23 protein-coding genes are annotated in these 26,806 nt (G+C 51.0%); 2 read left to right on the forward strand and 21 right to left on the reverse strand.

The window, feature by feature from the left end; all coding sequences use genetic code 11:
* Positions 1 to 10 precede the first annotated feature (10 nt).
* From GQE98_RS17110 to GQE98_RS17180, 15 genes are all read right to left on the reverse strand, one after another.
* A complete protein-coding gene (locus tag GQE98_RS17110) occupies positions 11 to 961 on the reverse strand; it encodes a vWA domain-containing protein (protein WP_161317023.1) in 951 nt (316 codons plus the stop codon).
* Positions 958 to 1,977 (reverse strand): vWA domain-containing protein, encoded by a 1,020-nt coding sequence (locus GQE98_RS17115; RefSeq protein WP_214646507.1) that lies wholly within the window; start codon positions 1,975 to 1,977, stop codon positions 958 to 960. Before GQE98_RS17115 ends, GQE98_RS17110 begins: the two co-directional genes overlap by 4 nt.
* Positions 1,978 to 2,011: 34 nt before the next feature.
* Positions 2,012 to 2,809 (reverse strand): MotA/TolQ/ExbB proton channel family protein, encoded by a 798-nt coding sequence (locus tag GQE98_RS17120; RefSeq protein ID WP_161317027.1) that lies wholly within the window; start codon positions 2,807 to 2,809, stop codon positions 2,012 to 2,014.
* A 137-nt stretch (positions 2,810 to 2,946) separates the two neighbouring features.
* Positions 2,947 to 4,953: a PEGA domain-containing protein gene (locus GQE98_RS17125; RefSeq protein WP_161317029.1), complete on the reverse strand. Its 2,007-nt coding sequence runs from the start codon at positions 4,951 to 4,953 to the stop codon at positions 2,947 to 2,949.
* Positions 4,940 to 6,448 (reverse strand): tetratricopeptide repeat protein, encoded by a 1,509-nt coding sequence (locus tag GQE98_RS17130; protein ID WP_161317031.1) that lies wholly within the window; start codon positions 6,446 to 6,448, stop codon positions 4,940 to 4,942. The genes GQE98_RS17125 and GQE98_RS17130 overlap by 14 nt, the downstream gene beginning before the upstream one ends.
* A gap of 9 nt (positions 6,449 to 6,457) precedes the next feature.
* Positions 6,458 to 7,615 carry a hypothetical protein gene (locus GQE98_RS17135; RefSeq protein WP_161317033.1) on the reverse strand — a complete coding sequence of 386 codons (1,158 nt, stop codon included), beginning with the start codon at positions 7,613 to 7,615 and terminating at the stop codon, positions 6,458 to 6,460.
* A gap of 99 nt (positions 7,616 to 7,714) precedes the next feature.
* Entirely contained in the window at positions 7,715 to 8,260 is a 546-nt protein-coding gene (locus tag GQE98_RS17140; protein WP_161317035.1) for a hypothetical protein, read from the reverse strand.
* Positions 8,261 to 8,596: 336 nt separating this feature from the next.
* The gene (locus tag GQE98_RS17145; protein WP_161317036.1) at positions 8,597 to 10,126 is read right to left on the reverse strand and encodes an AMP-binding protein; all 1,530 of its coding nucleotides are present in this window, start codon (positions 10,124 to 10,126) and stop codon (positions 8,597 to 8,599) included.
* Between the two features lie 73 nt (positions 10,127 to 10,199).
* On the reverse strand, positions 10,200 to 11,750 hold the full coding sequence (locus GQE98_RS17150; RefSeq protein ID WP_161317038.1) for a class I adenylate-forming enzyme family protein: 1,551 nt from the start codon (positions 11,748 to 11,750) through the stop codon (positions 10,200 to 10,202).
* 21 nt (positions 11,751 to 11,771) lie between these two features.
* Entirely contained in the window at positions 11,772 to 13,010 is a 1,239-nt protein-coding gene (locus GQE98_RS17155) for a thiolase family protein (RefSeq protein ID WP_161317040.1), read from the reverse strand.
* Between the two features lie 17 nt (positions 13,011 to 13,027).
* The gene (locus GQE98_RS17160; RefSeq protein WP_161317042.1) at positions 13,028 to 13,729 is read right to left on the reverse strand and encodes an ABC transporter ATP-binding protein; all 702 of its coding nucleotides are present in this window, start codon (positions 13,727 to 13,729) and stop codon (positions 13,028 to 13,030) included.
* Positions 13,726 to 14,490: an ABC transporter ATP-binding protein gene (locus GQE98_RS17165; protein WP_161317044.1), complete on the reverse strand. Its 765-nt coding sequence runs from the start codon at positions 14,488 to 14,490 to the stop codon at positions 13,726 to 13,728. The genes GQE98_RS17160 and GQE98_RS17165 overlap by 4 nt, the downstream gene beginning before the upstream one ends.
* The gene (locus tag GQE98_RS17170; RefSeq protein ID WP_161317046.1) at positions 14,487 to 15,434 is read right to left on the reverse strand and encodes a branched-chain amino acid ABC transporter permease; all 948 of its coding nucleotides are present in this window, start codon (positions 15,432 to 15,434) and stop codon (positions 14,487 to 14,489) included. Before GQE98_RS17170 ends, GQE98_RS17165 begins: the two co-directional genes overlap by 4 nt.
* Complete coding sequence (locus tag GQE98_RS17175; RefSeq protein WP_161317048.1) at positions 15,431 to 16,288, reverse strand: branched-chain amino acid ABC transporter permease; 858 nt, start codon at positions 16,286 to 16,288, stop codon at positions 15,431 to 15,433. Before GQE98_RS17175 ends, GQE98_RS17170 begins: the two co-directional genes overlap by 4 nt.
* Before the next feature lie 79 nt (positions 16,289 to 16,367).
* Positions 16,368 to 17,558, reverse strand: a complete 1,191-nt coding sequence (locus GQE98_RS17180) for an ABC transporter substrate-binding protein (RefSeq protein WP_161317050.1) — start codon at positions 17,556 to 17,558, stop codon at positions 16,368 to 16,370.
* 557 nt (positions 17,559 to 18,115) lie between these two features.
* Here GQE98_RS17180 and GQE98_RS17185 point away from each other — a divergent pair.
* Positions 18,116 to 18,625: a MarR family winged helix-turn-helix transcriptional regulator gene (locus GQE98_RS17185; RefSeq protein ID WP_161317052.1), complete on the forward strand. Its 510-nt coding sequence runs from the start codon at positions 18,116 to 18,118 to the stop codon at positions 18,623 to 18,625.
* 101 nt (positions 18,626 to 18,726) lie between these two features.
* Here GQE98_RS17185 and GQE98_RS17190 read toward each other — a convergent pair whose 3' ends face one another.
* Positions 18,727 to 19,908: a lipid-transfer protein gene (locus GQE98_RS17190; RefSeq protein WP_161317054.1), complete on the reverse strand. Its 1,182-nt coding sequence runs from the start codon at positions 19,906 to 19,908 to the stop codon at positions 18,727 to 18,729.
* A gap of 485 nt (positions 19,909 to 20,393) precedes the next feature.
* On the opposite strand from GQE98_RS17190, the gene GQE98_RS17195 reads away from it, so the two are divergent.
* On the forward strand, positions 20,394 to 21,011 hold the full coding sequence (locus GQE98_RS17195; RefSeq protein WP_161317056.1) for a TetR/AcrR family transcriptional regulator: 618 nt from the start codon (positions 20,394 to 20,396) through the stop codon (positions 21,009 to 21,011).
* A gap of 153 nt (positions 21,012 to 21,164) precedes the next feature.
* Here the strand turns inward: GQE98_RS17195 and GQE98_RS17200 are convergent, their stop codons facing one another.
* Genes GQE98_RS17200 through GQE98_RS17220 form a run of 5 tightly spaced genes read right to left on the reverse strand, consistent with a single transcriptional unit; the run spans position 21,165 to position 26,723 of the window.
* Positions 21,165 to 22,196 carry an oligopeptide/dipeptide ABC transporter ATP-binding protein gene (locus tag GQE98_RS17200; protein ID WP_161317057.1) on the reverse strand — a complete coding sequence of 344 codons (1,032 nt, stop codon included), beginning with the start codon at positions 22,194 to 22,196 and terminating at the stop codon, positions 21,165 to 21,167.
* On the reverse strand, positions 22,193 to 23,164 hold the full coding sequence (locus GQE98_RS17205; RefSeq protein WP_161317059.1) for an ABC transporter ATP-binding protein: 972 nt from the start codon (positions 23,162 to 23,164) through the stop codon (positions 22,193 to 22,195). Before GQE98_RS17205 ends, GQE98_RS17200 begins: the two co-directional genes overlap by 4 nt.
* A gap of 11 nt (positions 23,165 to 23,175) precedes the next feature.
* Entirely contained in the window at positions 23,176 to 24,021 is an 846-nt protein-coding gene (locus tag GQE98_RS17210) for an ABC transporter permease (protein ID WP_161317061.1), read from the reverse strand.
* A 9-nt stretch (positions 24,022 to 24,030) separates the two neighbouring features.
* Positions 24,031 to 25,059 carry an ABC transporter permease gene (locus GQE98_RS17215; RefSeq protein WP_161317063.1) on the reverse strand — a complete coding sequence of 343 codons (1,029 nt, stop codon included), beginning with the start codon at positions 25,057 to 25,059 and terminating at the stop codon, positions 24,031 to 24,033.
* A 41-nt stretch (positions 25,060 to 25,100) separates the two neighbouring features.
* Entirely contained in the window at positions 25,101 to 26,723 is a 1,623-nt protein-coding gene (locus GQE98_RS17220) for an ABC transporter substrate-binding protein (RefSeq protein WP_161317065.1), read from the reverse strand.
* Positions 26,724 to 26,806: the final 83 nt, after the last annotated feature.

Below are 26,806 nucleotides of genomic sequence, written 5' to 3' on the forward strand. Positions count from 1 at the left end.
AATATCTCTCTTACTGCCGGGGAAGAGCCAGAAATGTTCCGTTGCTTCTTCGGGTAACCTCCCGCATCAGTATACCAAAGCGATCAGTTGTCCCGCCCGAGAGTATACCGATTGCATGAATACGGGCGAGTGGCTTGCCCGTTATACGATTTGTATTAAAGCGTTCCAAACGGTCTATAACCGTATCATAGGAACTGCCTGAATAATCATCCCCCAAGATATAAATGGAAAGACTTATTCCCGGCTTGGCATATCTCTGCAGCGCAATTTCCAGGCCCTCAACCGGACTACTATTGGAATTACTGCGCCAACCGGCAAAAACGTCGAAGATATTCTTGCGGCGGCTGGGCGTATCGGGGATCCATTTTCCATTGTAGGAAGAGATAAGATGAACGCCGTTGTCATTCATGATCTGAAATCCCTTTACCTTGGGATGAATAGCCAACACATTCTGCATTACACGGGAAACCTGCCCCCATATCCTCTGCATACTCCCGGAGGTATCGACAATGAACAGGACGTAATCGCTATCAACCGGAATACCACCGACTTCGTCATCGCGCTTTTCCGGCCTTGAACTAGGGCGAATAGACGCCCGATTAAGAGATTCCTCGACCAATTGTAGCCCTTCAAGATCATCCAGCGCTTTGGCTTCTGCCCGTTCCGCGGAAGATTTCTCCTGATTGAGTTCCTCAATTGTATTCTCCATCTGGCCAACCAGATTCTTACTTGCGGAGAGCTCACCCTGAACTGTACTGGTCTGTTCCTCCAGATCACTGATGAGGCGCTCGGCTCGCGTGATTTGCCCCATTATGTCCCGCGCCTCGTCAATGCCACCGGAGAATTCTCCTTCCCCCGGCTTGGAAATCAGTATTAGAAGAACTACAGCCCCGAACCCGCAAGACACAAGATCCAGAAATGAGATGCTGAAAATCTCTAATGTCCGATTACGGCGCCTCATGGCCAGCTCTCCGCCGGACTGATCATCAGACCATTCGTCGAGAAGGTCCAGCTCCAGAAAGCCGGAGCAGCCTTCGGATCGCCTTCTAGCGGCAAGAGGATTACATTAACAGGTCTCTTATCATGGAGACCATGCTTCTGAATTGTATGTTGAAACAGCTTTAGCCGGCAGTCTCCGGATATCGTCGCGGACTTTCCAAAAAGTGAATTACATTGGGAAAATGGATTCATCGAGACAAAATTGGACGTGCCCGCTGTCGGCAATCCATCAGTCACTAAATAATAATTGGTCGGTGGCTCTGATTGCGCATTCACGTCTTCCAGTACTGCCTCAAGGTTGGTCGCACCTTCTGGCACTATGGTTTCTATCCCCTGAAAAACACTTTCAATCGCAGTGGCATCTGATCCGGAAAACCAGCGAGTGGGTCCAATAGCAAATACCTTCTCGTTAAATCCAACGAACTTCGCTTTCGACGTTTTCGGGATACGGTTAGCGAGCCATTTGACAACCCTTTGTGTCCGACGCCATTTAGCGCCTTGCTTCTTCTCTGCGTCAGAGGCGACCTTCCGGCTGATAATGTCCACAAGCTTCTCATCAGTCATCGACGCGCTAGTATCGATAAGAAAGGCTATCCGCGTCCCTTCAACCTTGAGGCCCAGCAGATATTTCTCCTCCCCGCCCAGATCGGATTGCACGGGGTCCGCCTTTTGCAGCGGCGGTTTCTTGACAATACTTTCGGTTACGCTTTTTATCTCAGCGACCTTTTCATCCATTCGGCTTGTGGCATCGCTGATGGCCTCTGTCAGGGCATCTCTCTTTCCTGAAAGGCTGGCCAGCTTCGATTTTAACTGTTCAAGGTCGAGTTGATCTCTCTCCAGCGTAACCTGCAATTCCTCTGCTTTTTCATGGCGGATTTCGAGTTCCTTTTTGAGTGCGTTCACATCAACGGCCGATTTGTCCGGCTGGAGTTTCAGCAAAATCAGAATAAGAACAGCCGCGCCCAGTCCGCAGGACATAATGTCTAGGAACGAGAGACTAACCCCTTGTGTTTCACGACGTTTGCGCAGGGTGCACATATTTGCTAACGCGGTTTAGCAGAAATTTTTCGCAATATTCCTGGGTCTTGATCAGCTGTCCATCCTGAAAACGTTGCAAGCCATGCAACAACAGCATCAAAGGAATTGAAAGGCATAGCGCCACCAGCGTAGAGTTAAAGGCAACGCCAAGGCTATCCGTCATAAGGGTGATATTTCCCTGTAGAGCCTCATCCGCCTGGGTTAGAGCCGCGCCAATCCCGCGGACAGTACCGATAAAACCGAATGACGGGATTGCCCAGATCACATAGCGGATCATCGTACTTCCCGCATCCTGCCTGAGGGCTAACGCATCGACACTGAGCGAGATTGCTTCGGAAGTACTATGGACATCTTCAGTCATGAGATAACGACGAATACTGGCAAGCAGAGTCTGGATTACCGGAGTAGACGTAATTTTTTCCGGCAACGCATCTATTTCCTTCATGGTTTTACGTAAAGTCTGCTTCTCATCTTCGCCGTCGCCCGCTTCAATCATCGTGCCCAGAAAGTCGATGCCGTAAAAGTGATTATCACTGAAAATTTCCCAGTATTTGGCACCGAGCAGCAATAGACACCATAAGGCGAGCGTAATACAAATCTGCTGCTCCCAGTCCTTGATGATCACGATGAAGACCTGAGGCGCGGCACTTCCATTCTGCCGTGCTTCCGCAACCAGACGGGCCGATTCCGGAATGACAAGGGTTTCATAAACCACCCAGACGCCGAAGGCACAGAGCAGGAGAAGGGCCGTTGCGAGAATAAAGTTCTTCATCTAGATATCCACGGGGAATGCAACAGGAGAATTGAGCGTTATCGTAGCGTTATTTTGTGCATAGGCATATTGTAACAGGGCAAACCCTCCCAAAAGGGCAAAAATTGCTATGATGAGCTTTCTGCTTTTGTGCCGTCTCATTTTGTATCTCCATAAATATAGCGAGCGACCCTGAAGCCAATTCTGTCAGTCCCTTGCCCTGATGAAGCCCGGTAGGCAGGCCTAATTTCCGTCAACGTACCGGATGCCCAACTTGCCCCTTTGAACATGTGTTTATCGCCCACCTGGTCACCGAGGGGATCGGTCAGGACCTTGCCGGAAACGGGCGGTACAAGGGTATAGAAATCATGAACCCATTCGGACGCATTGCCAAACAAATCATGCAACCCGGCCTTGTCCTTGTCAAAGCTTCCAACCGGGGCAACAGCCGCATATCCATCGACGTAGCCGGGAACGTAAAACTGTGTCTTGCCATTGGCTGTCTCGTCGGCAATATTCCCTGCCCCCTTTGGAATCACGGCATCATCCCCCCAAGGAAAGATTGTCTGCTTATTCCGGCCCGCTTTCCGCGCAAGCCATTCCCATTCTGCTTCACTCAGTAGTCTATAGCCTGTCGACTGTGCATCAAAACCCCGATAGATCGCGCCATCAAACTTGTAAAATAACGGCAACCCTTCCGCTTTGCTTAACCAGTTACAGAACCGGGCAGCCTCTTCCCAGGAAATATTTGTTACAGGAAAGCTGTCGCCCTGTTTACGTTTATTCTGAAATTGGCTGTATTGCCCTTCACTAGTTTCAGTGGTTGCCACGTAAAAATGCCGTGTCAGATTTACAGACCGTAAGAACTCATTCGCGCGCTGGCCTTTTTCATGCCGTGGCGCGCCCAACACAATATCTGTCGGGGCAAATAAACGCATTTCCATACCCAGACTGTTCTTATAAACCGGTTTAGCCGACGCCAGTTTAGCGGCTCTCTCCGTTTTGAGGGTTATGTCGATCTTCTGCACTTTATCCGGATCAAGCCGTATTGTTTTCTTGAAACTCTGATAGCCCTGCTTTTCAATGGTAAAGTCGTGCACCATCGCTGGTAACCTGACTTTAAGAGGTGTATTCCCCGCCAGCTTGCCATCTATCGAGACTGCCGCCATTGGCGTGGAGTTGATATGGACCTCACCTATTTTCAGTGCCATATCGAACGCCACATTTCGATGTTCTTCAGGCTTCAGGGAAATTTCCTCTTCCTTTGAGCCGTAGCCATCCTTTTCATATTTCAGATAGTATTTTTTACCGGCAGACAGTTGCAGCTTTTTTCCAACCGCAACCGATTTGCCATTTAAGGTCAACCGCCCCCCTTTCGGTGAGGCAGAGACGGTCACATAGGCAGGCTTTATCTGTAACCGGTAGTGCCGTTTAACCTCGTTCTGCTGGAAGGTCAGAAGAATAACGTCCCGAAGTGTTGCATATCCCTCTTTTGAAATCTCAACCTCATATTGCCCGGCCTCGGTATTGATTTCAGCTGGAATTTCACTAACCATACGCCCGTTAAAGGTAACATCTGCATCAGATGGCGTCACATCTAGATGAATGCGGCCAACCGCTTTTTCGAGGGTGATTTCATCCGTGAGGCTTTCGCCGCGCGTGAGATTAAATTCCCTTTCAAAGGGTTGATAGTAGGAATGCTCCGCCCGCAGAACATATTGTCCGGCCTCCAGCTCAGCCGTAAAGATCTCTGCCGGTGGATAGGCCTTGCCATTGACGAACCAGTTGACCAACCCCACTGGTTTCGTAACCTTCACCACTAATTCCGCAGGAAGTTCCCGCATTGTGATTTCGACGGGCATCCCTTCCTCGGAAGGTTCAATCGTCCGCTCGACGGAGGCGTACCCTTTCGCTGTTGCCTGAATTACCGGATAGCGAGAAAGTGAGAAAAGTGATCCCTGAAAATGAAGCGCGGCCCCTTCACTCACGGTGACCGCTGCCTCCTGCGCCGCGGAAGACGGCAAAACCTTTATGGGCGTTGCCTTCACTAACAGAATAAAAACAGCAAATAGCAATATCAAGACGAGGCCAAAACCGCCGAAACCCAAAAGCAGGAGCCGTTGACGCTGGGCCGCTTTCTCGATCTGTACTTTAAAGTCGCTCATCACTTATAACCGTCACTTCAAGCTTACTATCTTCCGGTGAAACTGTGATATGGACAGACTTTGTCCTGAACCCTTCACGGCGGCCTTCAAATATATACTGCCCCGGTTTTAGGCGAATTGTGTAGCGCTCCACCTCACCAACCTTGCCAACGCTCCGCACGCTCACATTCGTTAATTTATCTGAAAGGACCAATACTTCAATTTCCGTATTTTGCCGGACAATCTCCGTCTTCAACTGATCAATATCTTCCGCGAGGGAAGGACTCATGGAACCATAGATATCTGCTTGGGAAACAGCCCGCTCCGCAGCCTCCCGTACACTATCCGTCGACAACCGTTCTGGATATTTCAGAAAGTTCCGAATGTCCCCGCTCCGCTGCAATATCTTCTGCGAAAGAGAAATAGTCTCCTGAATATCCGGATTATCCGGATATAGTGCTGCTGCATTCTGGTAAGAGTTCAAGGCGTCATTCCAGTTATCCCGCTGGATGGCCGTGTCACCCTCTTTTACAAACTTACGAAAACTCAGCTCCCGTTTTAGCTCTTTCAGAAGCGAGGCGAGGTTCTCTGTCTCTTCTCGTGCCGGGAACAGTTTATTTGCCTGTTCATATGCACTCTGGAGTTTCTCAAGCTGTTCATTTTGACTTGCGCTCAGGCCGGATGAAACGACTTTTTCAAATTGTCTTTCACGCAACAAATTTTCAATTTCCACCACCCGATCCTGATAAAGAACTCGCCTCGGATCAAGCAGCAAGATCTCGGAGGATAATCTCTGCTCTTCCACCAGATTGTTTTCCACTCTCGCAACGCGCGCTTTTTCCATCAAATCAAGGATTTGTGGAAGATTGTTAATATCACTTTGTAACTCCTTTGCAGAGATAGCGTCCGGTTTAAACTCAAGCGCCCTTTCCACCTGAATTGTTGCCTGTATCGGGTCATCTGCCTCATAGGCGCTTCGTGCGCTGACCATCGCCTTTTCAAAAGCGGCCTCAAATTCACCTATAGCGGTCGAGGCATCTGCAATCAAATTATTGACATTATCAAACGCACTGTCCGTCTCTCCATTGGCCAATTCAGTTATTATTTTATCCTTCCGGACAACGAGATCATCCCTAACCGGACCGTTCCATTTATTAAATCCTTTCGATAGGATTGTGCCTTCAAAATCTTCTTCATACCGGCTCAGGGCTGTCACGATCTCTTCACGCGTGCGATTTTGTGGTGTCTTGCTACCTTGAGGCTCTGCATGCTGGGTAGGTTGTTTGGTTTGCTTTTTGGAATGGGCAGGCTGTTGATCCGATGGCATCTCAGAAGGAGATGCGCCATTTTGGGTTTCGACCTGCACCCCGGAAGGGTCAGAAGGCTGATTGAGCGAAATCCGCGTACCAAGAAAAGCGACTGCTCCTCCCAAAACCAGGATCACAATCAACATCAATAAGATAAACAACTGTTGCCTGGATTTCCGGCCAGCTTCCTGTAGTTTTTTTTCGAACATTATGAGGGCTTAAAGCTGCTTTTCCGGAGTCTTTTCCTGTTCATAGATTTGTTTCAGAAATTCCCTCCATTCTGCAAACTGTTTTGCCGCATTACCCGTAAGTTTTTTAGTCTCGCCCTCAAACTCGACAACCTGTGGTGCCAGCTCTGCGTCCACGGATTCTCCCAGCTCTTCAAGAGTATTTGCATGAAACTTCGTTTCATTGCCTGTTTTAAAGCCTTCAGAAAATAGGACCGCGGATCCGACACCAGCAACGGCCGCTCCTGCCAAAGCCCCTGAGGATCTGCCGTAATTCCCACTGTTCCCGCTCGCCACCGCAAGCCCAACTCCCAAAATTGCCAGAAGAACGCCGCCAACGATTTGCGTCGTCTGCTTGACCCTTGCTTCATTCAGCGCGATTTGAGTTTCCTGGTTCTGTTGCTGCCAAACAGCATAGCTTGGGCCCATATTGGCATCGAAAGCCTCATAATGCTGTTGAAGATTATCCACATAGAGCTGATCCCGGACCCAGATCGCCCTGATGCGTCGCAGCATGGGATCATCTTCGCTTGGTAAGCCGGTCAACTCAATTTCGCCGTCTTCTTCTCTGATATACTCGGAAAATGCTTCCTCAGAAAAATTGGCGCCAAACCGCATTTCCGTTACAGGTTTCAACAAGGCAAGTTCGGTTCCATCCGCGTCATCCAGATGTTCGACGAGATCGTTGGCGGCTTCTATGAAAACAGGGTCATAAGGATCCACGCCCTTATTTCGGATAGACTTAAAAAACTTTTCCGGCACTTCATGGTCATAGTCTTCATCATACCATTTCGCCCCGGAAATATCGTATACATCCACGCTGATTTCCACATCCAGCCCGTTGGACTCCACAATCCGGCCGAGGACGTATAAATCCCCGTTGGCCTCGGCGTTCGGTGTCACGCGAACCGCACCAAACTTTCCTGTTTCTTCCAGTTTTTCCTTTAGATTCAGAGCAAAGCGAACGGCCTCCGCCCGTCGAAGTTCCGGCCAAATCTCTTCTTCATCGTCAAGTTCAAAATCATCCTCGGGGATACCCGGGTCGAACACCGGGATGACCACATCAAGCTTCGGCTTTGCCGATTTCGGGTCTACTTTGGTCGCCATCATAACTTCACTGGATACCCGAGGGCCAACGCGAGTCGACATTCCTGGTGTCACACAGCTCGTCAACATAAAGCAGCTTAGGAGTAGCCACCCAACCGAACGCTGAACAATCATTGTAATTCTTTCATCTTATCCAATACCCTAAATCTGCGACAAACCCTTCAGCTTTCGATACTCGTTCCACAACCTGGCGCGTTTATCCGGGTCGGGCTCATTTATTGCCGCTTCTTTCACTTTTTGCTGCAGCACGGTATCATTATCTGATGGTGGAATGTCATCAGGCAGCTTGCCATTTTGCAAGGTCTCAACCTGCTTTTGTTCTTCCGTTCTTCCATCATCAGCAGTCACAGCTTCGGCCTGGCTGGACTGCTCCGTGGCTTTACTTGTTTCTGTCCCTTGGATTCCGGTGGATGCCATTGATGATGAGGTGCCCGCATCAGTCTCGGCCCCGGCTCCGCTTCCCCCGCTCGCGGAAGCCGCCCCGCCAGATTGTGAATGTTGCAAGCAATCATCATACTTATTGAGCGATTCAAACAGAGCCTTATCCATCCGGTCCGTAATTTCTTCCTTCGTCAATCCTTCTGTCCGGCTGTAATCAACCCCATATTCCTTGCAATCCTGCTCATCTTCCCCCATCCCTGTTGCCTGCGCGATAGCAGCATTGATGTCGGCTAACAGAACGGCCATGAGAACAGCAGCTAAAGATGAAACAGTTACTTTCATTATCAAAATAGACTTTCAACAGACAATAGTAGAATTAATGTTCAAATAAAATCTATCATAACGTCGATGTGAGAAAAAAGGAACTTCATGCGATACATCGCCGCGTTACCGTATGGTGCAGGTATTGTAACATCAACACAGTGTTTGTGGAAACTAGCGCCCAATTATACTGAGTTATCGGGATATAGAGAATCTGTTATCAGAATGCGGCACAGATATTTGTTGCGAGAAAAGCTCGCAGAAAATTCTTCGCCTGCTGGAAGCTAGTGTAGCATTGCCCCTACAGAGGGTTATGCCAGTTTACTTTTCCGCTAACTGTTTCCTGAGTTCTGTTTTCAGGATTTTTCCGTAGTTGCTTTTCGGTAGTTCATCGACAAAGAAATACTCTTTCGGCCGCTTGAACCTGCCAATGTTATTCAGGCAGAGCTCTTCTAACTCTTCAGGAGTAACCGTCTCCCCTTCCCTCAGAACAACAAAGGCGACAACTTCCTCACCCCAGTCCGGTTCCGGGCGCCCAACAACCGATACTTCATCCAGCCGGCTGTCCAGGAGCAGAACTTCCTCTATCTCGCGGGGATAAATGTTGGTCCCGCCGCTGATGATCATATCCTTTGACCGGTCTTTCAGGGTGAGAAAACCGTCTTGATCCAGAAACCCGACATCCCCGGTATGAAGCCATCCATCCCGGATCGCCTGGCTTGTTGCCTCCGAATTATTCCAGTATCCCGCCATGACGACGTCACTTTTCAAGACAATCTCACCGAGTTCCCCGGTCGGGACTTCATTGTCCTCCTCATCGACAATTCTGACTTCAACGCCTGTGCGCGGGAGGCCAACGCTGGAGAGGCGCTTTTCATACTTCGGGTTATCGTAATCGGCATGAAGCTGTTTACTGAGGCTGGTGCCGGTATTAGGAGATTCCCCCTGCCCAAAAATCTGGATCAGGCAGGGCCCAAATGTCGCAAGGGCGCGTTTGGTATCCTCCAGATACATCGGCGCGCCACCGTAGTAGATTGTCTTGATATTCTCAGACTTGGCAGAGCCTGCCTTCGGATGGTTCGTCATCCGCGTCAGCATTGTCGGTGCCGCCATGAAGGTCGCATTTTTGTAGGTTTCAAGAAGTCCAAAAATTTCCTCTACGTCGAAACCGCCACTTTCCGGCACGACATGGTGCGACGCCTTGATTAGATGTGGAATGGCATATAATCCATCCGCATGAGACATAGGGGCCGTATGAAAATAGGTATCCTCCGGGGAAAGCTGATCGACGTCCGCGTAATATCTGAGTGTCATACCCAGTAAAGTCCGGTGTGTGAGCGTCGCCCCTTTCGGTTGCCCCGTCGTTCCGCTTGTATAGAAGATCCAGGCTGGGTCCGTCTCTGAGACATCCACCATCTCAATCGGTGGGTGCCTTAGCAGAGCTTCATATGCATCGTCATTTACGCACAGCACCCGCTCAAACCCGTCGATCGCTTCCAAAGACTCGCTGATACCGTCAATCAGATTTCCAGTGACGAAGCAAACTTTTACGCCTGCATTATCAATAATATAGGCAAATTCCTTGGGGTGAAGTTTGGAATTCATGGGGACGACACATAGTCCCGCATGCCAGCATGCTACCAGAATTTCCAGATACTGCGGCGTGTTTAACATGGCGAGACCAACCCGATCCCCCTCGCCCAGCCCAAGTTTACCACGAAGAGCCCCCGCGAGGCCTTGGACACGGTCGGCAAACTCGCTGTAGGTATGGAGCTGTGTCGTCCCGAGGGAGACGGCGGGTTTATCGCCATAAACCCGTGCTACACGCGATAGAAAATCTGAAATATTCATTACATTACGTCCCCAGTTATTATTGCTGTTTCAGGGTCATATGTTTCGACCGTCAGCCCCTCACTTCGAGATGCTAGATTGCCCGCTCGTTATTGGTCCAGAAGCTGGCGCGAATATCCTTTTTCCGCACCTTCCCGACCGGTGTACGCGGCAGGCTTTTCCAGATTTCAACGGACTTCGGTGCCTTTACGCTGCCAAGGGTTTTCTTACAGAGGCTGATAATCTCCTCCCCCTCAAGGCTGCAACCGGGTTTTAGCTCAATCACCGCCTTTACCGCCTCGCCCCATTTTTCATCGGGAGCACCAATGACGGCACAATCCTGAACGGAAGGATGTCCCCAGATCACCTGCTCAATCTCACTCGGATAGACGTTGAAGCCGCCGGTAATAATCATGTCCTTCTTCCGGTCAACAATGTAGACATACCCATCTTCATCGAGATAACCGATATCACCGGTATGGTGCCAACCGAAGGTAGAGACTTCTTCGGTCGCTTCCGGGTTTTTATAGTAACCTGTCATCACCAGATTTCCCTGCACGACAATTTCCCCGCGTTCATTCGGCGGCAGGAGATTGCCCTCATCATCCATTATCCGGACACGGGTCTGCAGGGTTTGGCGCCCGCAGCTTGCCAGACGTTTTTCCTTTGTATTACTACCTATTACGAGATGATCTTGAGGTGAAAGATAGGTGCAGAACATGGGTGCCTCGGCCTGCCCGAAAGACTGACTCATGACCGGACCAAAAATATCCAGACATTCCTTCAGCTTGTCGACTGACATCGGCGCCGCAGCATAGATAAAATGCTCCAGACTGCTGTAGTCAAATTTCTTTACATCCGAATAGGCGAGCAGCATGTAAATCGCCGTCGGCGGCAGGAAGAGATGCGTTACCCCCTCACTATCGATTGTCTTCGCAACCATTTCCGCATCAAACTGCGGAAGAATGACCTGAGTTCCGCCATTCGCCATAGAGAGAATGGCAAGCACACCCGCCGCATGGGACATCGGGGCAACAACCAGATGAACCGGCGATTTCTTCATCGGCATCGTAGTATAGAAGGCCGTAATCATGGCATCCCATATACGGTTGGTCCAGAGCACACCCTTTGGAAGGCCCGTTGTTCCACCGGATGAAAAGATAGAGGCTAATGTATCCTGATCGCTTGCGATATCCGGATCGGTGCTCTCCTCACCCTCTATCCAGTCTTCCAGATAGACGCCGCGACCACCCGACTTATCGATACAGATTAAATGCTGGATTTTCGGGCAAAGCTTGGCGAATTCTCCGGCTTTTTCCTCGAATTCACTATGATAGAAAAGTATTTCCACATCACAGTTATCAAGGATATAGGCGTTTTCCTTGACTTCATTTTTCGCGTTGAGCGGAACCCATACGATACCTGCGCGTAACATACCAAGACAGCATTCAAATGCCGGCACGGCGTTGGAACTAAAAACAGCGCCTTTCACCTGAGGCTTCACACCCAGACGGATCAGCGCATTGGCGATCCTGTAGTTGCGTTCCTGCACCTCCGCATAGTTGCGCGAAATGCTGCTGTCTTTCAGGCAGATCCTTTCCGGGTCCAGCGCAACGCCGCGATCGAAGTAATCAATTACACGCATGAAATTCTCTCCCGTCGTCTATTAATTCTTCTGTAGAATGGTGATGCAGGCGGCGGCCTCCTCATAGCCAAGGAATCCGCCCCCGTTTTCGGCGATCGCGGTGCGCGCCCTATCCACCTGACGAGGGCCCGCCTCCCCGCGCAGCTGCGTGACGAGTTCATAAACCTGCGCAAGGCCGGTGGCCCCGATGGGATGCCCGCGGGATTCCAGCCCCCCAGAAGGATTAACAGGAATGCGACCGCCAACCGTTGTATGACCTTCTTCGGACAGGCGCCCGCCTTCCCCGAATTCACAGAAGCCCAAAGCCTCGACTTGGAGCAACTCAGCAAAAGCCGTTGCATCATGGACTTCGGCTACGTCCATATCTTTCGGCGACAGGCCCGCCTTTTCATAGGCAGCATTTGCGGCCAGATGCGTAATCTGCTTGTTGAACTCGTCATGCTTCCGGTTTGTCCCCGACCGGAGGACAGAGGCTGCAATCCGTACGGCACGCCCCATACCAAGCTGGCGCGCCTTTTCCTCCGAAACCACAATTGCTGCCGCCGCGCCATCACTGATCGGAGCGCACATGGCAAGTGTCAGTGGCCAGGCAACCGGGCGATCCTTAAGCACTTCTTCCACTGTCATCTTGTTCTGGTATTGCGCCTTCGGGTTATGCTGGGAATGCGTATGGTTTTTTGCACAGGCGGCCGCAATCTGGGCCTGTGTAATGCCGAATGCGTTCATATGATTGCGCGCCAGCGATGCGTAGACATCCATAAAGACGCTGCGTTGTCCGCCATTATCTTCCGCATCTGGTGGCAAGGGCAGGTCTTTTGACATTTCCCGCAACCGGGCAATGGATTCATCTGCCGTATGAACATCCCAGCCGCCGTCAAATACCGCAAAGGAACGGGCACGGTCGGTTGAGTTCATCTTGTCAGTTCCGATTGCCAACGCAATATCGCCTTGCCCTGATTGTACATAGGCACAGGCTGAGTTGAGGGCCGTACTGGCGCTGGCGCAGGCATTCTCAATATTAGTAATCGGAATCCCCTCAAAACCAGCGGAACGCAGGGCAATCTGTCCCGGCACCAAGTACTGCGCCTCAACTGCCGCCTGGGAGGCGTTGGCAAAGAATGCGGCCTGAATGCTCTCGCGGTCCAATCCGGCGTCTTCCAACGCTTCGGCGACCACTTCTCTCGTCATGTCCTTGACGGAACGGTTTAAAAACTTACCAAACTGCGACATTCCGATGCCGATGATATATGCGTCTGACATATGTCTAACTCCCGATTTTAGAGACTTATAAGTCCTTCGATTTTTTCCCGTTCTGCCAGGAGGTCTTCCGTCTTGCCGGACCAGCGGATATGGCCGTTGTCGATCAGATATTGGCGCTTGGCCAGTTTAAGCGGCACCTTCAGGTTTTGTTCAACAAGCAGAATTGCAACGCCCTCGGCGTTAATGAGGGCCATAGCCTTGATAAGATCCTCGACAACCAGCGGGGCAAGGCCTTCTGTCGGCTCATCCAGCAACAGCAGTTCCGGATTGGTCAGCAACCCTCGGCCAACCGCGAGCATTTGCTGCTCTCCGCCAGACAAGGTGTCGCCGCGCGACGTCATCCGTTCTTTCAACCGCGGGAAGAGGTCATACACCCGCTCTAGGTTCCACGCGCCTTCCCGGCCCATCACCGTTGCAATCCGCAGATTTTCGTCAACGTTGAGCGTCGCAAAAATCCGCCGGTCCTCCGGCACATAGGCAATGCCCGAACGACCCAGCATTTCAGTGGAAAGCCGGGTTGCATCCCGGCCGTCATACATACGCTTCCCGGAGGCAATCGGGTTCAACCCCATGATCGCCTTCAGCAAGGTGCTTTTACCGGCGCCATTTCGGCCAATCAGAGAGACGATTTCCCCCTCTTCAACCGATATTGAAACATCATGCAATGCCTGAGCCTTGCCATAGAAAACATCGCAGTTTTGCATTTCCAGAAGGCTCATTCTTCCTCTCCCAGATAAGCTGTGCGGACGCGCGGATCCCGCTTGATCGTTTCCGCCTCGCCAGACGCCAGAACTTCGCCTGCTAGCATGACGATAATCTCATCGGAAATTTCCATCACCACGTCCATGTTATGTTCAATCAGCAGGACAGTCCGGCCCTGTGATACCTTGCGGATCAACTCAACGGCCGTTTCCACAACATCATGGCCAACACCGGCAAGTGGTTCATCCAGTAACAGGACTTTCGGTTCACTCAGTAACGCCAAGCCAATTTCGAGGGCGCGCTGATCCCCGTGAGACAGGCTTCCGGCGTTGACATGACCAAACCCTTCCAGACCGATCTCAGACAGGACCCGTTCCGCATCATTGGCAATTTCCTTGAACTTCCCGACCGGGCGCCAGAAAGGCTGCAGCCTGAAGCGGTGGGCCTGCGCCGCAAGCCGAAGATTTTCGAACACCGTCATTTCTGCGAAGATCTGCGTGATCTGGAAACTCCGGCCGAGCCCCGCCCAGGTCCGGGCATGAGGCGATTTCCCCGTTATTTCCTGATCATTGAGGAATACGCGCCCCTTGCTGAGCTTTGCCCGTCCAGAGAGCGCATTCATAAGCGTTGTTTTCCCCGCGCCATTGGGGCCGATCAGGCCATAAAGCAAGCCGGGCTTGAAATCATAGCTGACATTTGAGACCGCCTTGAAGGCACCGTAGGAAACCTCGATGTCCTCACAACGCAAAATGGAATTTTTCTCGGCTATAGCGTTCATGACTTACCTCCCGGCATGATCCGGTCCCAAAGCTGTATTATCAGCCCCGCGATCCCCTTCGGCATCCCAATGGTGCAAATTATGAAAACAAGACCAAGGATGCCGTACCAGTGGGAGGTCTGCATCGACAGCCATTCACGCATGATTTCGAAGATGGCAACGCCGAGAATGGGCCCGAACAAGGATCCCATACCACCCAGCAGCACCATGATCACCACATCACCGGACGTGCTCCAATGCAGCATCTGCGGGCCAACATAGAAAATCAGCGACGCAAGCAAGCCACCGCTCACCCCGGCATAAATGCCGGAAATTGTGAAGACTGACCGTTGCAGACGCTGAACATTAAAGCCTATCTGCTCGGCTCTCACTTCATTGGATTTAATGGCTTTCAGTGCCTGCCCCAGTGGGGATATCCGGATAAGACCAGAGATCAGCAGCGCAAGGACAAAAAGCGCCAGCAGGAAGAAATAGTAATTCCCATCGTCATAGAAATCGATACCGAACAGATCCGGGCGCGGCACACCTGCGATACCGTCAACACCCCCCGTTAGCATACGGAGTTTTGTACCGGCCATGATATAAATCAACTGTGACAGAGCGAGTGTCAGAAGCGCGAAAAACAGCCCGGATACGCGGATCGCGAAATAGCTGAATACCAGCGCTAATGCGCCACCGATCACCCCGGCTGCGCCTAGGGCGGGCAGAAAATCCCATCCCATGCGCATTGTCAGCAGAGAGAGTGTATAGGCCCCGACACCAAAGAATGCCGCATGCCCGAAGGAGAGCATTCCCGCGATACCAAACACCAGATCAAACCCGATGGCAAAGATCGACCAGATCAGGATAGCGTTCACCAGGCCAATGTTGTGCCCCCCCGGGAATAACAATGGCACGGAAATAATGATGGCAACGATGAGTGCCAAAAAGCGTTGCGCGTTCATGCCGTACGCCCCTTGCGACTGAACAATCCCTCGGGTCGGAGGATGAGTGTTCCAATCAACAGAATAAAGGTTAGAAAATCGACCCAGCTTGGCGCGTAGCTATAACCAAGAGCACGAGTCATCCCAATCAGAAGCGCGGCCATAACGGCTCCGCGAATATTGCCAAGGCCACCAATGATGACGACGATGAAGCTGTCGATGATAATGTTAAAGCCCATGCCAAGCTCAATCGGGAACAAGGGTCCGGCAACCGCACCGCCTAGGGCCGCGAGGCCAGCGCCGAAGGAGAAAACCCCTGTACGAACCAATGAAACATTAATTCCAAGTGTCCGTACCATCTCGGGGTCGCCGCTGGCCGCGCGAATGATCATGCCGTACCGGCTACGGTCCAGCATGAAAAACAGGGCCGCCGAAACAGCGGCACCAAAGCCGATAATGAACAGGCGGTAACTCGGGACGGAGCTACCAAACATCTCTATTGCGCCGGCAAACAGTTCCGGCGGATACATCTGCTTGTATTCCAGGCCCCAGATAATCCGGACAGCTTCGTCCAGCACCAAAATAAACCCAAAGGTCAACAACAGCTGATATACATGGTCACGGTCATAAACCGGCCGAAGCGCGATACGCTCCATCAGCGCGCCGATAATGGCCGCTATGATCGGAGCAGCAACCAATCCCGCCCAGAAGCTTCCAGTGACACTCACCATCTGGAAAGCGAGATATGCACCCAGCATATATAACGAGCCGTGAGCGAAGTTGATTACCCGTAGCATGCCGAAAATAAGGGTCAATCCTGCTGCCAACAGAAACAGCAGCATACCCATGGACAGGCCTATCACGATGGTAGACATAGCCGTATCACCTAACCTGGAATGGAGATAAAGGCGGCCGCAGCAAGATCCTCGCGGCCGCCCGTAAATTTAAGCCCGCTTATTCTTCACACGCCGGGAAGAGAACGTCAGGCTGGAAGATATTCGTGATCTTCATCTTGAGATCAGGATAAGGCGCCTCGCCTTTTTCAACGACACCCCAGAGGCCAACCTGCAGGGCCTGATGGTCACAGGCACGCATTTCTTTACGCCCCTCGACGGAATTCTCGCGGACGCTTCCTTCAAACGCCTTGACCCACTCTTCCCGGTCCCAGGAATTTGTGCTGTCAACAGCATCCAGGAACCAGCTCATGCCATCAAAGGCTTCGCCGGCAAAGCTATCCGGCCATTCGTTATACTTTGCACGATAGGCCTCAACAAACGCCTTGTTGGCAGGATTATCGAGAGAGTAGTGATAACGCACACCGGAGGCCGCGCCCACGGCATCGGGACCGACGGCAGCTGCAAGAACTTCATCCTGCAAGACCGGGCCGAACAAAACCTTATTCTTTCCAAGTCCTGCCTGACCGGCCTGCTTCAAGAAAGTAACACCATCACTTCCCGTCACAATCAGGATGACACCATCCGCGTCTGTTTTGGATATCTTGTCGATAATGACCGAATAGTCGCGATTGCCGAGCGGCGGATAATCAATGCCGACTATTTCAACACCTGCCTCTTCTGCGGCCGCCTTATAAGCATCCCAGCCATCCCGGGTAACCGCGTAATCGGCACCAACACCATAGACTTTCTTGAGACCGGCAGCCTTGGTAAATTCAAGCGCCATACGGATCTCCATCCCGAGTGTATTGGATGTCCGGAAAGTATAGCGATAACCATTTGCGCGCGTAATTTTATCATCCGCCGATATGGTCACCAGAAGCGGTATTTTACGTTGCTCGGTGATACCCTGCAATGCCGCCGTCGAGGCAGAACTCGCCGCACCGAAAATCATCTGCGCGCCGGATGAAATCAAACGCGTTGCCTTCTGCACAGCCGGCTGTGGTTTTGTTTCACTATCTTCCCATGTCACCTCGACAGGTTTCCCGAGAACCTCTCCACCGCGCATTTCAATCGCAAGCTGCGCGCCCTGCTTCATACCCTTACCGATAATACCATAAGGCCCGGAGAACGGCAGAACTGCGCCAATTTTGAAGGATTCCGGCTCATCTGCCATTGCATAATTGCCGCCCGTAAAAGCGAGCACAGCAGCACAAGCAGCCGATAGAATCGTAGACTTAACTATTTTCATGATCTCTCCCTTGAAATGCAGAAGGTTTGATTACAGGCTGTTTGCCCACCCACTTTTTTGATCTTTTATTGCACACGCCGCATTCACGACGCGATCCGTCAGATGCGCAAAATTATATAACAGGATACCTGTTTAAGTCAAACTGTTTGTTGTATTTTGATTGAGGTATCTGATAATGCAGTTTCCGCCCCCTTTGCTTTTCTGGATATACAATTTAAAGTAGTTCTTTTCTCATCACATGCGACACCGTCGCGTAACGGAACTTAGCCGGGCATGAAGCAACGGGCATATTTATAACAATATAATTGACCTAATAAGTTACGCTGTTGTAAATACAAATTTCAAAGATTGCGCCCAACCCACCCAGAGAGGGCTTACGGACTTATTGGACGGCGCATGGATGGACGGCAGCACAGACCAAATCCGAGAAACGGCCCAGCAGCCTTTTTTCGGACCGGTTTCATGCTATCATGTGCCCTGACGTCTTTGGACACAGAACGCAAATTAGGGGCAATTCACTTTCAATTGCCTCTCACAGATTAGGAGGAAGCGCCAGAATGTCGTTGGACGAAAACAACCTCTGCCCCGAGGATCATGCGCATTGGCTGTTTTCGGTCATGTATCTTGGGTATAATAGTCTGCTTGAGGTTGGAGATGAGTATCTTAAATCCATAGGTCTTCGCCGCCCACATTTTCGGGTGCTTTATGTACTCCAACGCAAGCCCGGCGCGACGATAAGGGAAGTGCTTGCTTTTTTGAATATCACCCAGCAGTCAATCAGCCCGATCATCAAAACCTTGATTGGCGACGGGTTTATTACCCAAAAAGAGGACCTTAAGGATCGCCGCAGCCGACATTTGTATCTTACGAAAAAAGGCCGGACTGCCTGGCGCGGAGTCATTGATACTCAAACGGAATATCTTAAACAGGCATATCAGAAAGCCGGGTTCGAGAATGCGAAGGGATATGCCCACACCGCCTATGCGATGATGAACGAGAAAAATCAACAGCAGCTCGAAGTCGTCTGGAAGAACAAAACCTATTTCCTGGATGATAACAAACCATAAGTCGGCGAACTCATTCCGAGGAAACTTCCCTTATTTTCATTTGCAAGGAATAAGGGAGCGGCATGTCTTGCCGAAGCAAGACACACCGTGGGAGGAGAGCATTAAGCCGCCTGATATAGTGTAACGACACAAGCCCCGCCAAGTCCGAGATTATGCTGAAGGGCTGTCCTTGCCCCCTCAGCCTGTCTCTTTCCGGCGTTACCGCGAAGCTGATTAACAAGCTCATAGCACTGAGCGAGACCGGTTGCTCCAAGAGGGTGCCCCTTGGAGAGCAAACCACCCGACGGATTGGTAACTATCTTGCCGCCATATGTATTTTCCGCGTCCCAGATGAATTTTTCTGCACCGCCTTCTGCTGCAAAACCGAGACCTTCGTAGGTGATAAGCTCGTTCGCCGTAAAGCAATCATGCAGCTCAGCAACATCGATATCCTCCGGCCCAATCCCTGCCTGTTCATAGACTTCCTTGGCTGCAGCGGCCGTCATGTCATACCCAACGACCCGCATCATGTCATCCTTATCGAAGGAGGATGTAAAGTCTGTGGTCATCGCCTGTCCGGTGATCACAACACTTGTATCAATACCATGCCTTTTAGCAAATTCTTCAGTGCAGACGATGGCGGCCCCTGCTCCACATGTTGGCGGGCAGCATTGCAGGCGAGTAAGAAGACTCGTCATACGCGGTGATCCCATGACGTCTTCAACGGAAACCTCTTTTCGGAAAATTGCTTTTTCATTGTGAACGGCATGGGTACTGGCCTTGGCGCGAATTTTAGCAAAGGTTTCATCCTTCGTACCGTACTTTTTCTGATGTTCAACCGCCGCACCACCAAACATCTTGATGGCCATAGGTGAGGTAAAGTCCTGAGTCAATTCGTCCGTCAAACTATTAAATTTTCCCAATGGACTTGGCCGGTCCGTCCAAACATCCGCAAGGGCACCCGGCGCCATCTGTTCAAAGCCAACCGCCAACGCACAATCAACCACACCCGATTCCACCGCCTGACGCGCCAGGAAAAGAGCAGATGATCCGGTTGAGCAATTGTTGTTTACATTCACAATAGGAATGCCCGTCATCCCCACTTCATAAAGCACGCGCTGACCGCAAGTGCTATCGCCGTAAACATATCCCGCATACGCCTGCTGAATTTTATCGTAATCAATTCCGGCATCTTCCAGTGCCATGTTGATCGCTTTTGCACCCATGACAGGATAGGCTTCATTCTGTCCCGGTTTTACAAAGGGGGTCATTCCAACGCCTGCGACGACAATTTTCTTACCCATAACTTCTCTCTTTCCTGATGATTAAATAAATTAAATTGACGTTACGTACCTTACTTTCCCAATAGGCAGCACAGATCTCTTTTCAGGACCTTGGCAGTCGTAAAAAAGGCGCCGGCTCAGTACAGAACTCCTCACTGCACGGGCATTTGCATCCAACGATTAACTCGCAGTAACGCTTGGCAATCTGCTCTTCCGTCGCCATCACGCCAGACCTCAGAAACAATCTTTATTTTTCTTACCAGCTTTTGCAGTGCGCCCCTAGCCCGGCAATTGACGTCAACTGCATGGATTTATCTCATCAAATTGTCCCTGATTTCGATCTGCCGCATCTGCGCTTCTAGATCCTTCCATCTAACCCTCCAAATATGTACCCCACTGGTGGGTTACATGTCAATAATTATGGGATATACTCCTATTTCTTGCAGCCTGCATATGTAATTATGGGCGTTCAGGCGAGACTTGAGACAGCAGAAAAGGCGGAATAGATGGCCACAAATGTATGGAGTGAGGTTAAGTTAGACCAGAATGATCTGCGTGAGCAAAAACGAATGGCGGTATTGCGCGCAGGAGCCAGGCTCTTTAACAAACATGGATTTGATCGAACTTCGCTGGAAGACATTGCCTCCGAGCTGAACGTTTCAAAACGAACGCTATACTATTACGTCAAAAATAAAGACGATATACTGTTTGAATGCAGCCGACTGGCACTTGAATTTATGCATGATACCTTGGCTGACAGCCAGGATAATAACCTCCGCCCTCTGGAGCGCATCGAAATGATCATGCGGAATTATATGGATTTACTCTCCAATGAATTTGGGGCCTGCCTGGTTTTGTCCAAAGATCGAATTCTATCTGAAGAAAGTAGACAGATTTTAAAGGATGGACGCAGAAAGCTCGATTATGCCGTACGGGACTTGTTGCAAAAAGGAATTGAAGATGGGTCGATAGCTCCGTGCGAACCTCGCATTGCAACTGCCGCTCTTTTTGGAGCCTTTAACTGGGTACCGCATTGGCGGCAGAATGGAACCCGTGACTCTTACACCGCTATCGCTCGTGATTTCCTCAAAATTTTTCTGAATGGCTTGCGCGCACGTGATTAAAACCCTTCAGGCCTAGTAGTTCGAGGAAAGCATCATTTCCTGTAAGCCGCGGATTATAATGAGGATAAATTCCTGTATTTCTTCATATAATAAACGCGAAACACAAGGGCCGTTGCCTACATTTTATTGAGGGTTCTCTGCGGCTAGCACAAGTTACTCGGATAATACCGGAAAGTGACAAACTGCATAATGGTCAGGATTGGGTGAAATCTTTACAGGTGCCGCGCGTGTACATAGGTCTGTACCGTTCGGGCACCTTCCATAAAAACGACAGGCCTCTGGATCCGGGTCAACAGGGCTGAGCGGATCCCCTTCCAAGCGATATTTGGACGCATCCTCTTTGTTTTGACCGGGAATAGCCGATATCAGGGCCCGTGTGTACGGGTGCAACGGATTGGTGAAAATTTCTTCGGCGGGCCCTTCCTCTATTATCTGCCCTAAATACATGACAATCACGCGGTCACAGAGTAACCGCACGACATTCAAGTCATGTGACACAAACAGGTAACTCATGCCTAGTTCCTGCTTCAGCCGAACCAGAAGTTTCAGGATCACAGCCTGAACCGAGACATCAAGCGCAGAAGTAGGCTCATCGAGAATAAGCAATTTGGGTGAGAGCGCAATAGCCCGGGCGATGTTCACCCGCGCCTTCTGCCCCCCGGAAAGCTGGTGTGGAAACCTGCCGAGCAACTGTAAGGGAAGATCGACCTGCGTCGCAACGGCCTCAACACGCGCCCGCAGTTCCGCCTTGCTCGATAGATTCGCCAACCGGCGAAGCGGTTCAGCAATGGTATCAAAGGCCGTAAAGCGCGGATTCAAGCTCTCATGAGGATCCTGGAATACAATCTGCAGCTCGCTTCGCTCTGGCTCCGCATGAAATTGTTTTGCGGGCACAGAGCCAATATCCTTATCTGCAAAATTGATTGATCCACTTGTGCTATCGGAAAGCCTTGCCAACATTGCCACCAATGTCGACTTTCCGCAGCCGGATTCACCGACCAGGCCCAGACTCTCCCCCTTGGAAATTTCAAAATTCACGCCATCAACCGCGTGAAGCATTTGCGTCTCTTTCGGTGCATTTGTGAACCGGTTTCGCACCCACGAGACCATGGCATTGTCGGAAAGGCCCTTTCCACCCAGCGCATAGTATTTCTTGAGGTCAGATACTTTTAGCAATGCAGTCATAGCGGCCTCTGACAATTAACGAAATGATTAGGCGATACTTCTTTAGCGTCCAAAGGGCCTGAGTCGCAAATTGCTTCATGTCTTTCACAGCGACCCGAAAAGCGACACGGAGGGAGCAATCCACGCAGATCCGGCAACCCGCCGTGAATTGAGGCAATGTCGTCAAGGCTGCCACCACCGTTTGGCGTGGCTTTCATGAGTTTGGCTGTATAGGGATGACGCGGCGACGTAAACAAATCATGTGATGAACCGCTTTCGACAACATGGCCCGCGTGCATGACAATTATCTTGTCGCAATAATCGGCCGCCATCGACAGATCATGGGTAATCAGCACGGTTGCCATGTTCCGTTCCCTCGAAAGATCCCGGATCAAATCCATGATCGCAGCCTGCGTCGTAACATCAAGACCAGTCGTTGGCTCGTCTGCAATCAAAAGTTCTGGACTGCAGGCAAGCGCCATCGCGATCATGATTCGCTGACACATACCGCCCGACAATTCGAAGGGATAGGCATCAAAGCGGCGCTCAGGATCGGGAATGCGCACTGTTTTCAGGGTCCTTATCACCATTTCCCGGAGATGCTGGCGATCAGCCATATTATGGCGGTGCAAGACATCACCAATCTGGTTACCGACGGTACGGATTGGGTTTAACGCCGTACGAGGACTCTGAAAAATCATTGAGGCCTGTTGTCCACGCATCGTCTGCAGAACAGCTTCGCTCGCGCCAAGGACATCCAGCCCGCCTAACGAAATCGAGCCGGCGGTGACATGGCCTGCAGGATCGAGAATACCCATGGCGGTGAGTGCTGAGACGGATTTACCCGATCCACTTTCACCAACGATACCAACGATCTCGCCCCGAAAAACTTCCAGAGAAACATTTTCAAGAGCTTTTACAACGCCGCTCCGGGTCCTGAATTCAACGGACAGGTTCTTGATATCGAGAATAGGCACAGAATTAGACATGGAGTTCCATTTCACGTTCGCCGTCTTGGATCGATCAGGTCCCGCAGCCCATCGCCCAGCAAGTTGAAGGTAAATACCGCGAGCATTAATGCGAGCCCAGGGAAAATCGCTAGCCACCATTCACCGGACACGATATATCCAGCGCCTTCCGCGACCATAATTCCCCATTCTGCGGTCGGAGGCCGGACGCCAAGCCCGATAAAGGACAAGCCAGCCGCATTCAGGATCGCCCAGCCCATGTTTAACGAGACCTGAACCATCAGCGGCGGAAGGGTGTTCGGGTAAATATGCGTTGCAAGCAGGCGGAGCGACGAATTTCCGGCAAGACGAGCCGCCAGCACAAAATCCGAGGAGCGTCGGATATTAACTTCTGTGCGCGAAACCCGGGCGTAAAATGGCAAGTTGATGATGGCTGTGGCGTAAACGATATTCTCCACGCTATTGCCAAGTGCTGCAACGATACCCATGGCAAGCACGAACAGCGGAAAAGCCATGATTGTATCCGTGATCCGGCCCACGATACGGTCTACCCATCCGCCAAAGAATCCTGCGAGAGACCCCAAAATACTCCCGAAGACAAAGGAAATTGCAACTGCCGAGACAGCAATGGAGAGATCAAGCCGGGTTGCGACGACAATCCTGCTGAATACGTCCCTACCAAGTTGGTCGGTACCAAACCAGTGCTCCCACGAAGGTGCCTTCAGGCTTTGCGATGCACTGCTTGCCATCGGATCATAAGGAACGATTGCAGGACCGATAATGGCCGCGACTATCAGCAGCACAAACATGGTTCCCGCAATCAGCGTTACCGGATTTTCGGTCAATACATAGCGCAGGTGTTTTAAAAATTCTGACATTGCAGCGCCTCAGCTTTCCAGTCCAACGCGCGGATCTACCAGCGTATAAATGATATCGATCGTCAAATTGAGCAGGACATAAAGAATTGCCATTGCCAGAACAAAACCCTGCACCGCCGCATAATCGGACACGATTAGCGCCTCAATGGCGAAGGAGCCGATGCCAGGCCAAGCAAAAACCTTTTCCACCAGTACATTCGATCCCAGCATAAAGGAGAACACCATTCCCAACGTCGTCAGGATGGGAAGCAAGGCATTTCGGAACGCATAGGTATATAAAACCGTCGAGCGCTTTAGGCCCGAGGCGCGTGCTGTTCGAATAAAGTCCGAAGACAAGACCTGCAGCATCGCACCGCGTGTCATCCGGGCGAGCGGCGCGAGGGTAAAAATGCCCAACGTGATTGCCGGAAGGATCATTTGCGAAAGAGCCGCGCCAAATGTCTCGATATCGCCGTCAAGCAAGGCATCGATCGTATAGAAGCCGGTTACAGATGGGGGTGACAGATATATGATATCCAGGCGCCCTAGCGGTGCCGGAGCTATTCCGAGAATGTAATAGAAAAGATAGACCATAAACAGGCCGGTAAAAAAGACAGGCAGGGAAACACCGGCGGTCACCACAATCCGGCAAAGCTGATCAACCCAGCTATTGGGCCGGGTGGCCGCTGCAATTCCAAGCGGAAGGGCCACGCCGATCGAAAACAAGAGAGCCAGGAATGTAAGCTCCAAAGAGGCTGGCAGTCGCCTGATCAACTCTTCCTTGACCGACAGTCCCGTGCTGACCGACACGCCAAGGTCCCCGCTGGCAAGGTTGCTCGCGTAAATCCAGAACTGTTCAAGCATGCTTTTGTCTAAGCCGAGAGATGTCCTGATTTCCTGTATGGACTTCTCGGTGGCCGCCGGTCCCGCAAAATAGACTGCCGGATCGCCCGGCAAGGCGCGGGTCAGAATGAACGTCACAATGATAATACCAATTATCGAAGGGATAGCCTGAGTAAGGCGTCCAAAGATTATGCGGAGCTTGTCATTGCGTTTCATATTTCCAACCCACGGCCTTGACGATATTTAAGCGACGATTTTTATACGCTCGCCTTGTTGAAAGAGCGGCAATCAAGCTGCCTGTGAGCATAATATTGATAGCCTGTGATGTTTTTTTGCATCGCAACATCAAGATAGGGCTGATACACCGGGATCAACGGAACATCTTCAAAGAAGATACTCAGGAGCTTTTTAATATTCGGCTCATATTGCGGATCACTCACTTCCATTTTCAAAGTGGCATCCGTAATTTTCTCGACTTCCGGATTGGAGTAATTCATCGAGTTGAATAGCCGATCCTTCTGATAAACCCAGAATGAATAATAGTCTGGATAGTTCAGCCAGCCGCCAAAGTCCTTGATGTGCATTGGCAGTTTCTTTTCGACCAATGCCGCCGTTCGCCAGTTTGCGCCCGGAATCTTCTCGATCGTTGCCTTGATTCCAACTTTCTCAAGACTTTCCTGAAGCAGCAAACACATAGGCTCTGACCATTGCGCGAGACCAAGATTAAAAGATAGGGGGACTTCAAACCCCTGCTCGTAACCGGCTTCCGTCAACAGAGCCTTCGCCTTGTCGTAATCCGTATTATACGGAAACGGTTGCGGCCATTCGATTGTCGCCGGTGTCAGGGACTTGCCGCCCCATAACGGAATTCCGCGTTCAAAAGCTGCCTGCTTGAAAATCTGGTCATAAGGTACTGAGTAGGCAATTGCCTGACGGACCAGTTTGTTGGCGAAAGGCTCAAAATTCAAATTCAGGCCAATGGAGATCATGGAGTTTTCGATTGGCACGCCGGTGATTGTGTATTTACCGGACGCATTTAGCTCCGCGAAATCTTTTGGCGGCATTTCGAGGGAGACATCTGCGTCGCCCTTTTCAAGCAATGCACGGCGCGTCGAGGCCGATGGAATTTCACGGATAATCACGCGCGATATTCCAGGTAACTCACCGTTCTTCCATCCCTCAAATCGTTTATATACAACCTGCTGGCCTGGATCCCAGCGCTCCAGCATAAAGGCGCCACTGCCTGCAGGTGTGCGATGCAAATATTCGGTTGCCCAGGGATCGTCGGCCGTCGCGTGCTTTTTCGCCAGCTCGGAATTAAAAATAATCGGTACTGGCACGCCTAGATCAGGCAGTGTCATCTTGTCGGGGCGGGTCAGCTTAATGACAAAAGTATCCGCATCGAGAGCTTCAAACTGCTCAGGTTTTTCCAGCGAACCGGCTTTCATCTGCACCGTTGGGAATCCGCCAAGGCTGACAGCCCTGTCAAATGACCACTTCACGTCATAGGCGGTAATGGGAGCGCCGTCCCAGAAGGTTGCGCCTTTGCGCATCTTAAAGGTAATCGTCATTCCGTCCGGCGATACAACCCATGATTCCGCGGCCTCTGGCTCCAGTTTGGAATAGTCATACATCAAGGTGCCGTTGGCCAGTGTCTTCGTTGAGTAACCTACCAACCGGTCATACAGATTGACAGCAATCTGGTAACTGGGCCGGTTTGTGCCTTTGCGCTGAATATCCATGCTGTTCGGACCGTTTCCGCTAACAACAACAAGCGTATCGTCCCTTCCCGCCGCTTCTGCCGGCAAAAATTTTAGAAATGGAATTACAGCGGCGCTGCTGGCAACGCCCATTGTTTTAAGAAAATCTCTTCTTCGCATGCTTCGTCTCCTGGATAGAACTCATGTCGATTTTAAGCTCAAGGTCTTTCGTATAGCGGCCTGCGGGAACAAAATTCCATGCG

It is taken from the genome of Sneathiella litorea, from assembly GCF_009882915.1.
GTDB classification, from domain to species: Bacteria; Pseudomonadota; Alphaproteobacteria; order Sneathiellales; family Sneathiellaceae; genus Sneathiella; species Sneathiella litorea.

Coding starts and splice junctions, on each gene's coding strand:
- GQE98_RS17155 (WP_161317040.1), bottom strand. CDS start 13,010: ATGTCAGACGCATATATCATCGGCATCGGAATGTCGCAGTTTGGTAAG.
- GQE98_RS17185 (WP_161317052.1), top strand. CDS start 18,116: ATGTCGTTGGACGAAAACAACCTCTGCCCCGAGGATCATGCGCATTGG.
- GQE98_RS17220 (WP_161317065.1), bottom strand. CDS start 26,723: ATGCGAAGAAGAGATTTTCTTAAAACAATGGGCGTTGCCAGCAGCGCC.
- GQE98_RS17210 (WP_161317061.1), bottom strand. CDS start 24,021: ATGTCAGAATTTTTAAAACACCTGCGCTATGTATTGACCGAAAATCCG.
- GQE98_RS17135 (WP_161317033.1), bottom strand. CDS start 7,615: ATGTCGACTCGCGTTGGCCCTCGGGTATCCAGTGAAGTTATGATGGCG.
- GQE98_RS17120 (WP_161317027.1), bottom strand. CDS start 2,809: ATGAAGAACTTTATTCTCGCAACGGCCCTTCTCCTGCTCTGTGCCTTC.
- GQE98_RS17195 (WP_161317056.1), top strand. CDS start 20,394: ATGGCCACAAATGTATGGAGTGAGGTTAAGTTAGACCAGAATGATCTG.
- GQE98_RS17145 (WP_161317036.1), bottom strand. CDS start 10,126: ATGAATATTTCAGATTTTCTATCGCGTGTAGCACGGGTTTATGGCGAT.
- GQE98_RS17190 (WP_161317054.1), bottom strand. CDS start 19,908: ATGGGTAAGAAAATTGTCGTCGCAGGCGTTGGAATGACCCCCTTTGTA.
- GQE98_RS17170 (WP_161317046.1), bottom strand. CDS start 15,434: ATGAACGCGCAACGCTTTTTGGCACTCATCGTTGCCATCATTATTTCC.
- GQE98_RS17180 (WP_161317050.1), bottom strand. CDS start 17,558: ATGAAAATAGTTAAGTCTACGATTCTATCGGCTGCTTGTGCTGCTGTG.
- GQE98_RS17110 (WP_161317023.1), bottom strand. CDS start 961: ATGAGGCGCCGTAATCGGACATTAGAGATTTTCAGCATCTCATTTCTG.
- GQE98_RS17175 (WP_161317048.1), bottom strand. CDS start 16,288: ATGTCTACCATCGTGATAGGCCTGTCCATGGGTATGCTGCTGTTTCTG.
- GQE98_RS17130 (WP_161317031.1), bottom strand. CDS start 6,448: ATGTTCGAAAAAAAACTACAGGAAGCTGGCCGGAAATCCAGGCAACAG.
- GQE98_RS17115 (WP_214646507.1), bottom strand. CDS start 1,977: ATGTCCTGCGGACTGGGCGCGGCTGTTCTTATTCTGATTTTGCTGAAA.
- GQE98_RS17160 (WP_161317042.1), bottom strand. CDS start 13,729: ATGAGCCTTCTGGAAATGCAAAACTGCGATGTTTTCTATGGCAAGGCT.
- GQE98_RS17205 (WP_161317059.1), bottom strand. CDS start 23,164: ATGTCTAATTCTGTGCCTATTCTCGATATCAAGAACCTGTCCGTTGAA.
- GQE98_RS17150 (WP_161317038.1), bottom strand. CDS start 11,750: ATGCGTGTAATTGATTACTTCGATCGCGGCGTTGCGCTGGACCCGGAA.
- GQE98_RS17200 (WP_161317057.1), bottom strand. CDS start 22,196: ATGACTGCATTGCTAAAAGTATCTGACCTCAAGAAATACTATGCGCTG.
- GQE98_RS17165 (WP_161317044.1), bottom strand. CDS start 14,490: ATGAACGCTATAGCCGAGAAAAATTCCATTTTGCGTTGTGAGGACATC.
- GQE98_RS17140 (WP_161317035.1), bottom strand. CDS start 8,260: ATGGCCGTTCTGTTAGCCGACATCAATGCTGCTATCGCGCAGGCAACA.
- GQE98_RS17215 (WP_161317063.1), bottom strand. CDS start 25,059: ATGAAACGCAATGACAAGCTCCGCATAATCTTTGGACGCCTTACTCAG.
- GQE98_RS17125 (WP_161317029.1), bottom strand. CDS start 4,953: ATGAGCGACTTTAAAGTACAGATCGAGAAAGCGGCCCAGCGTCAACGG.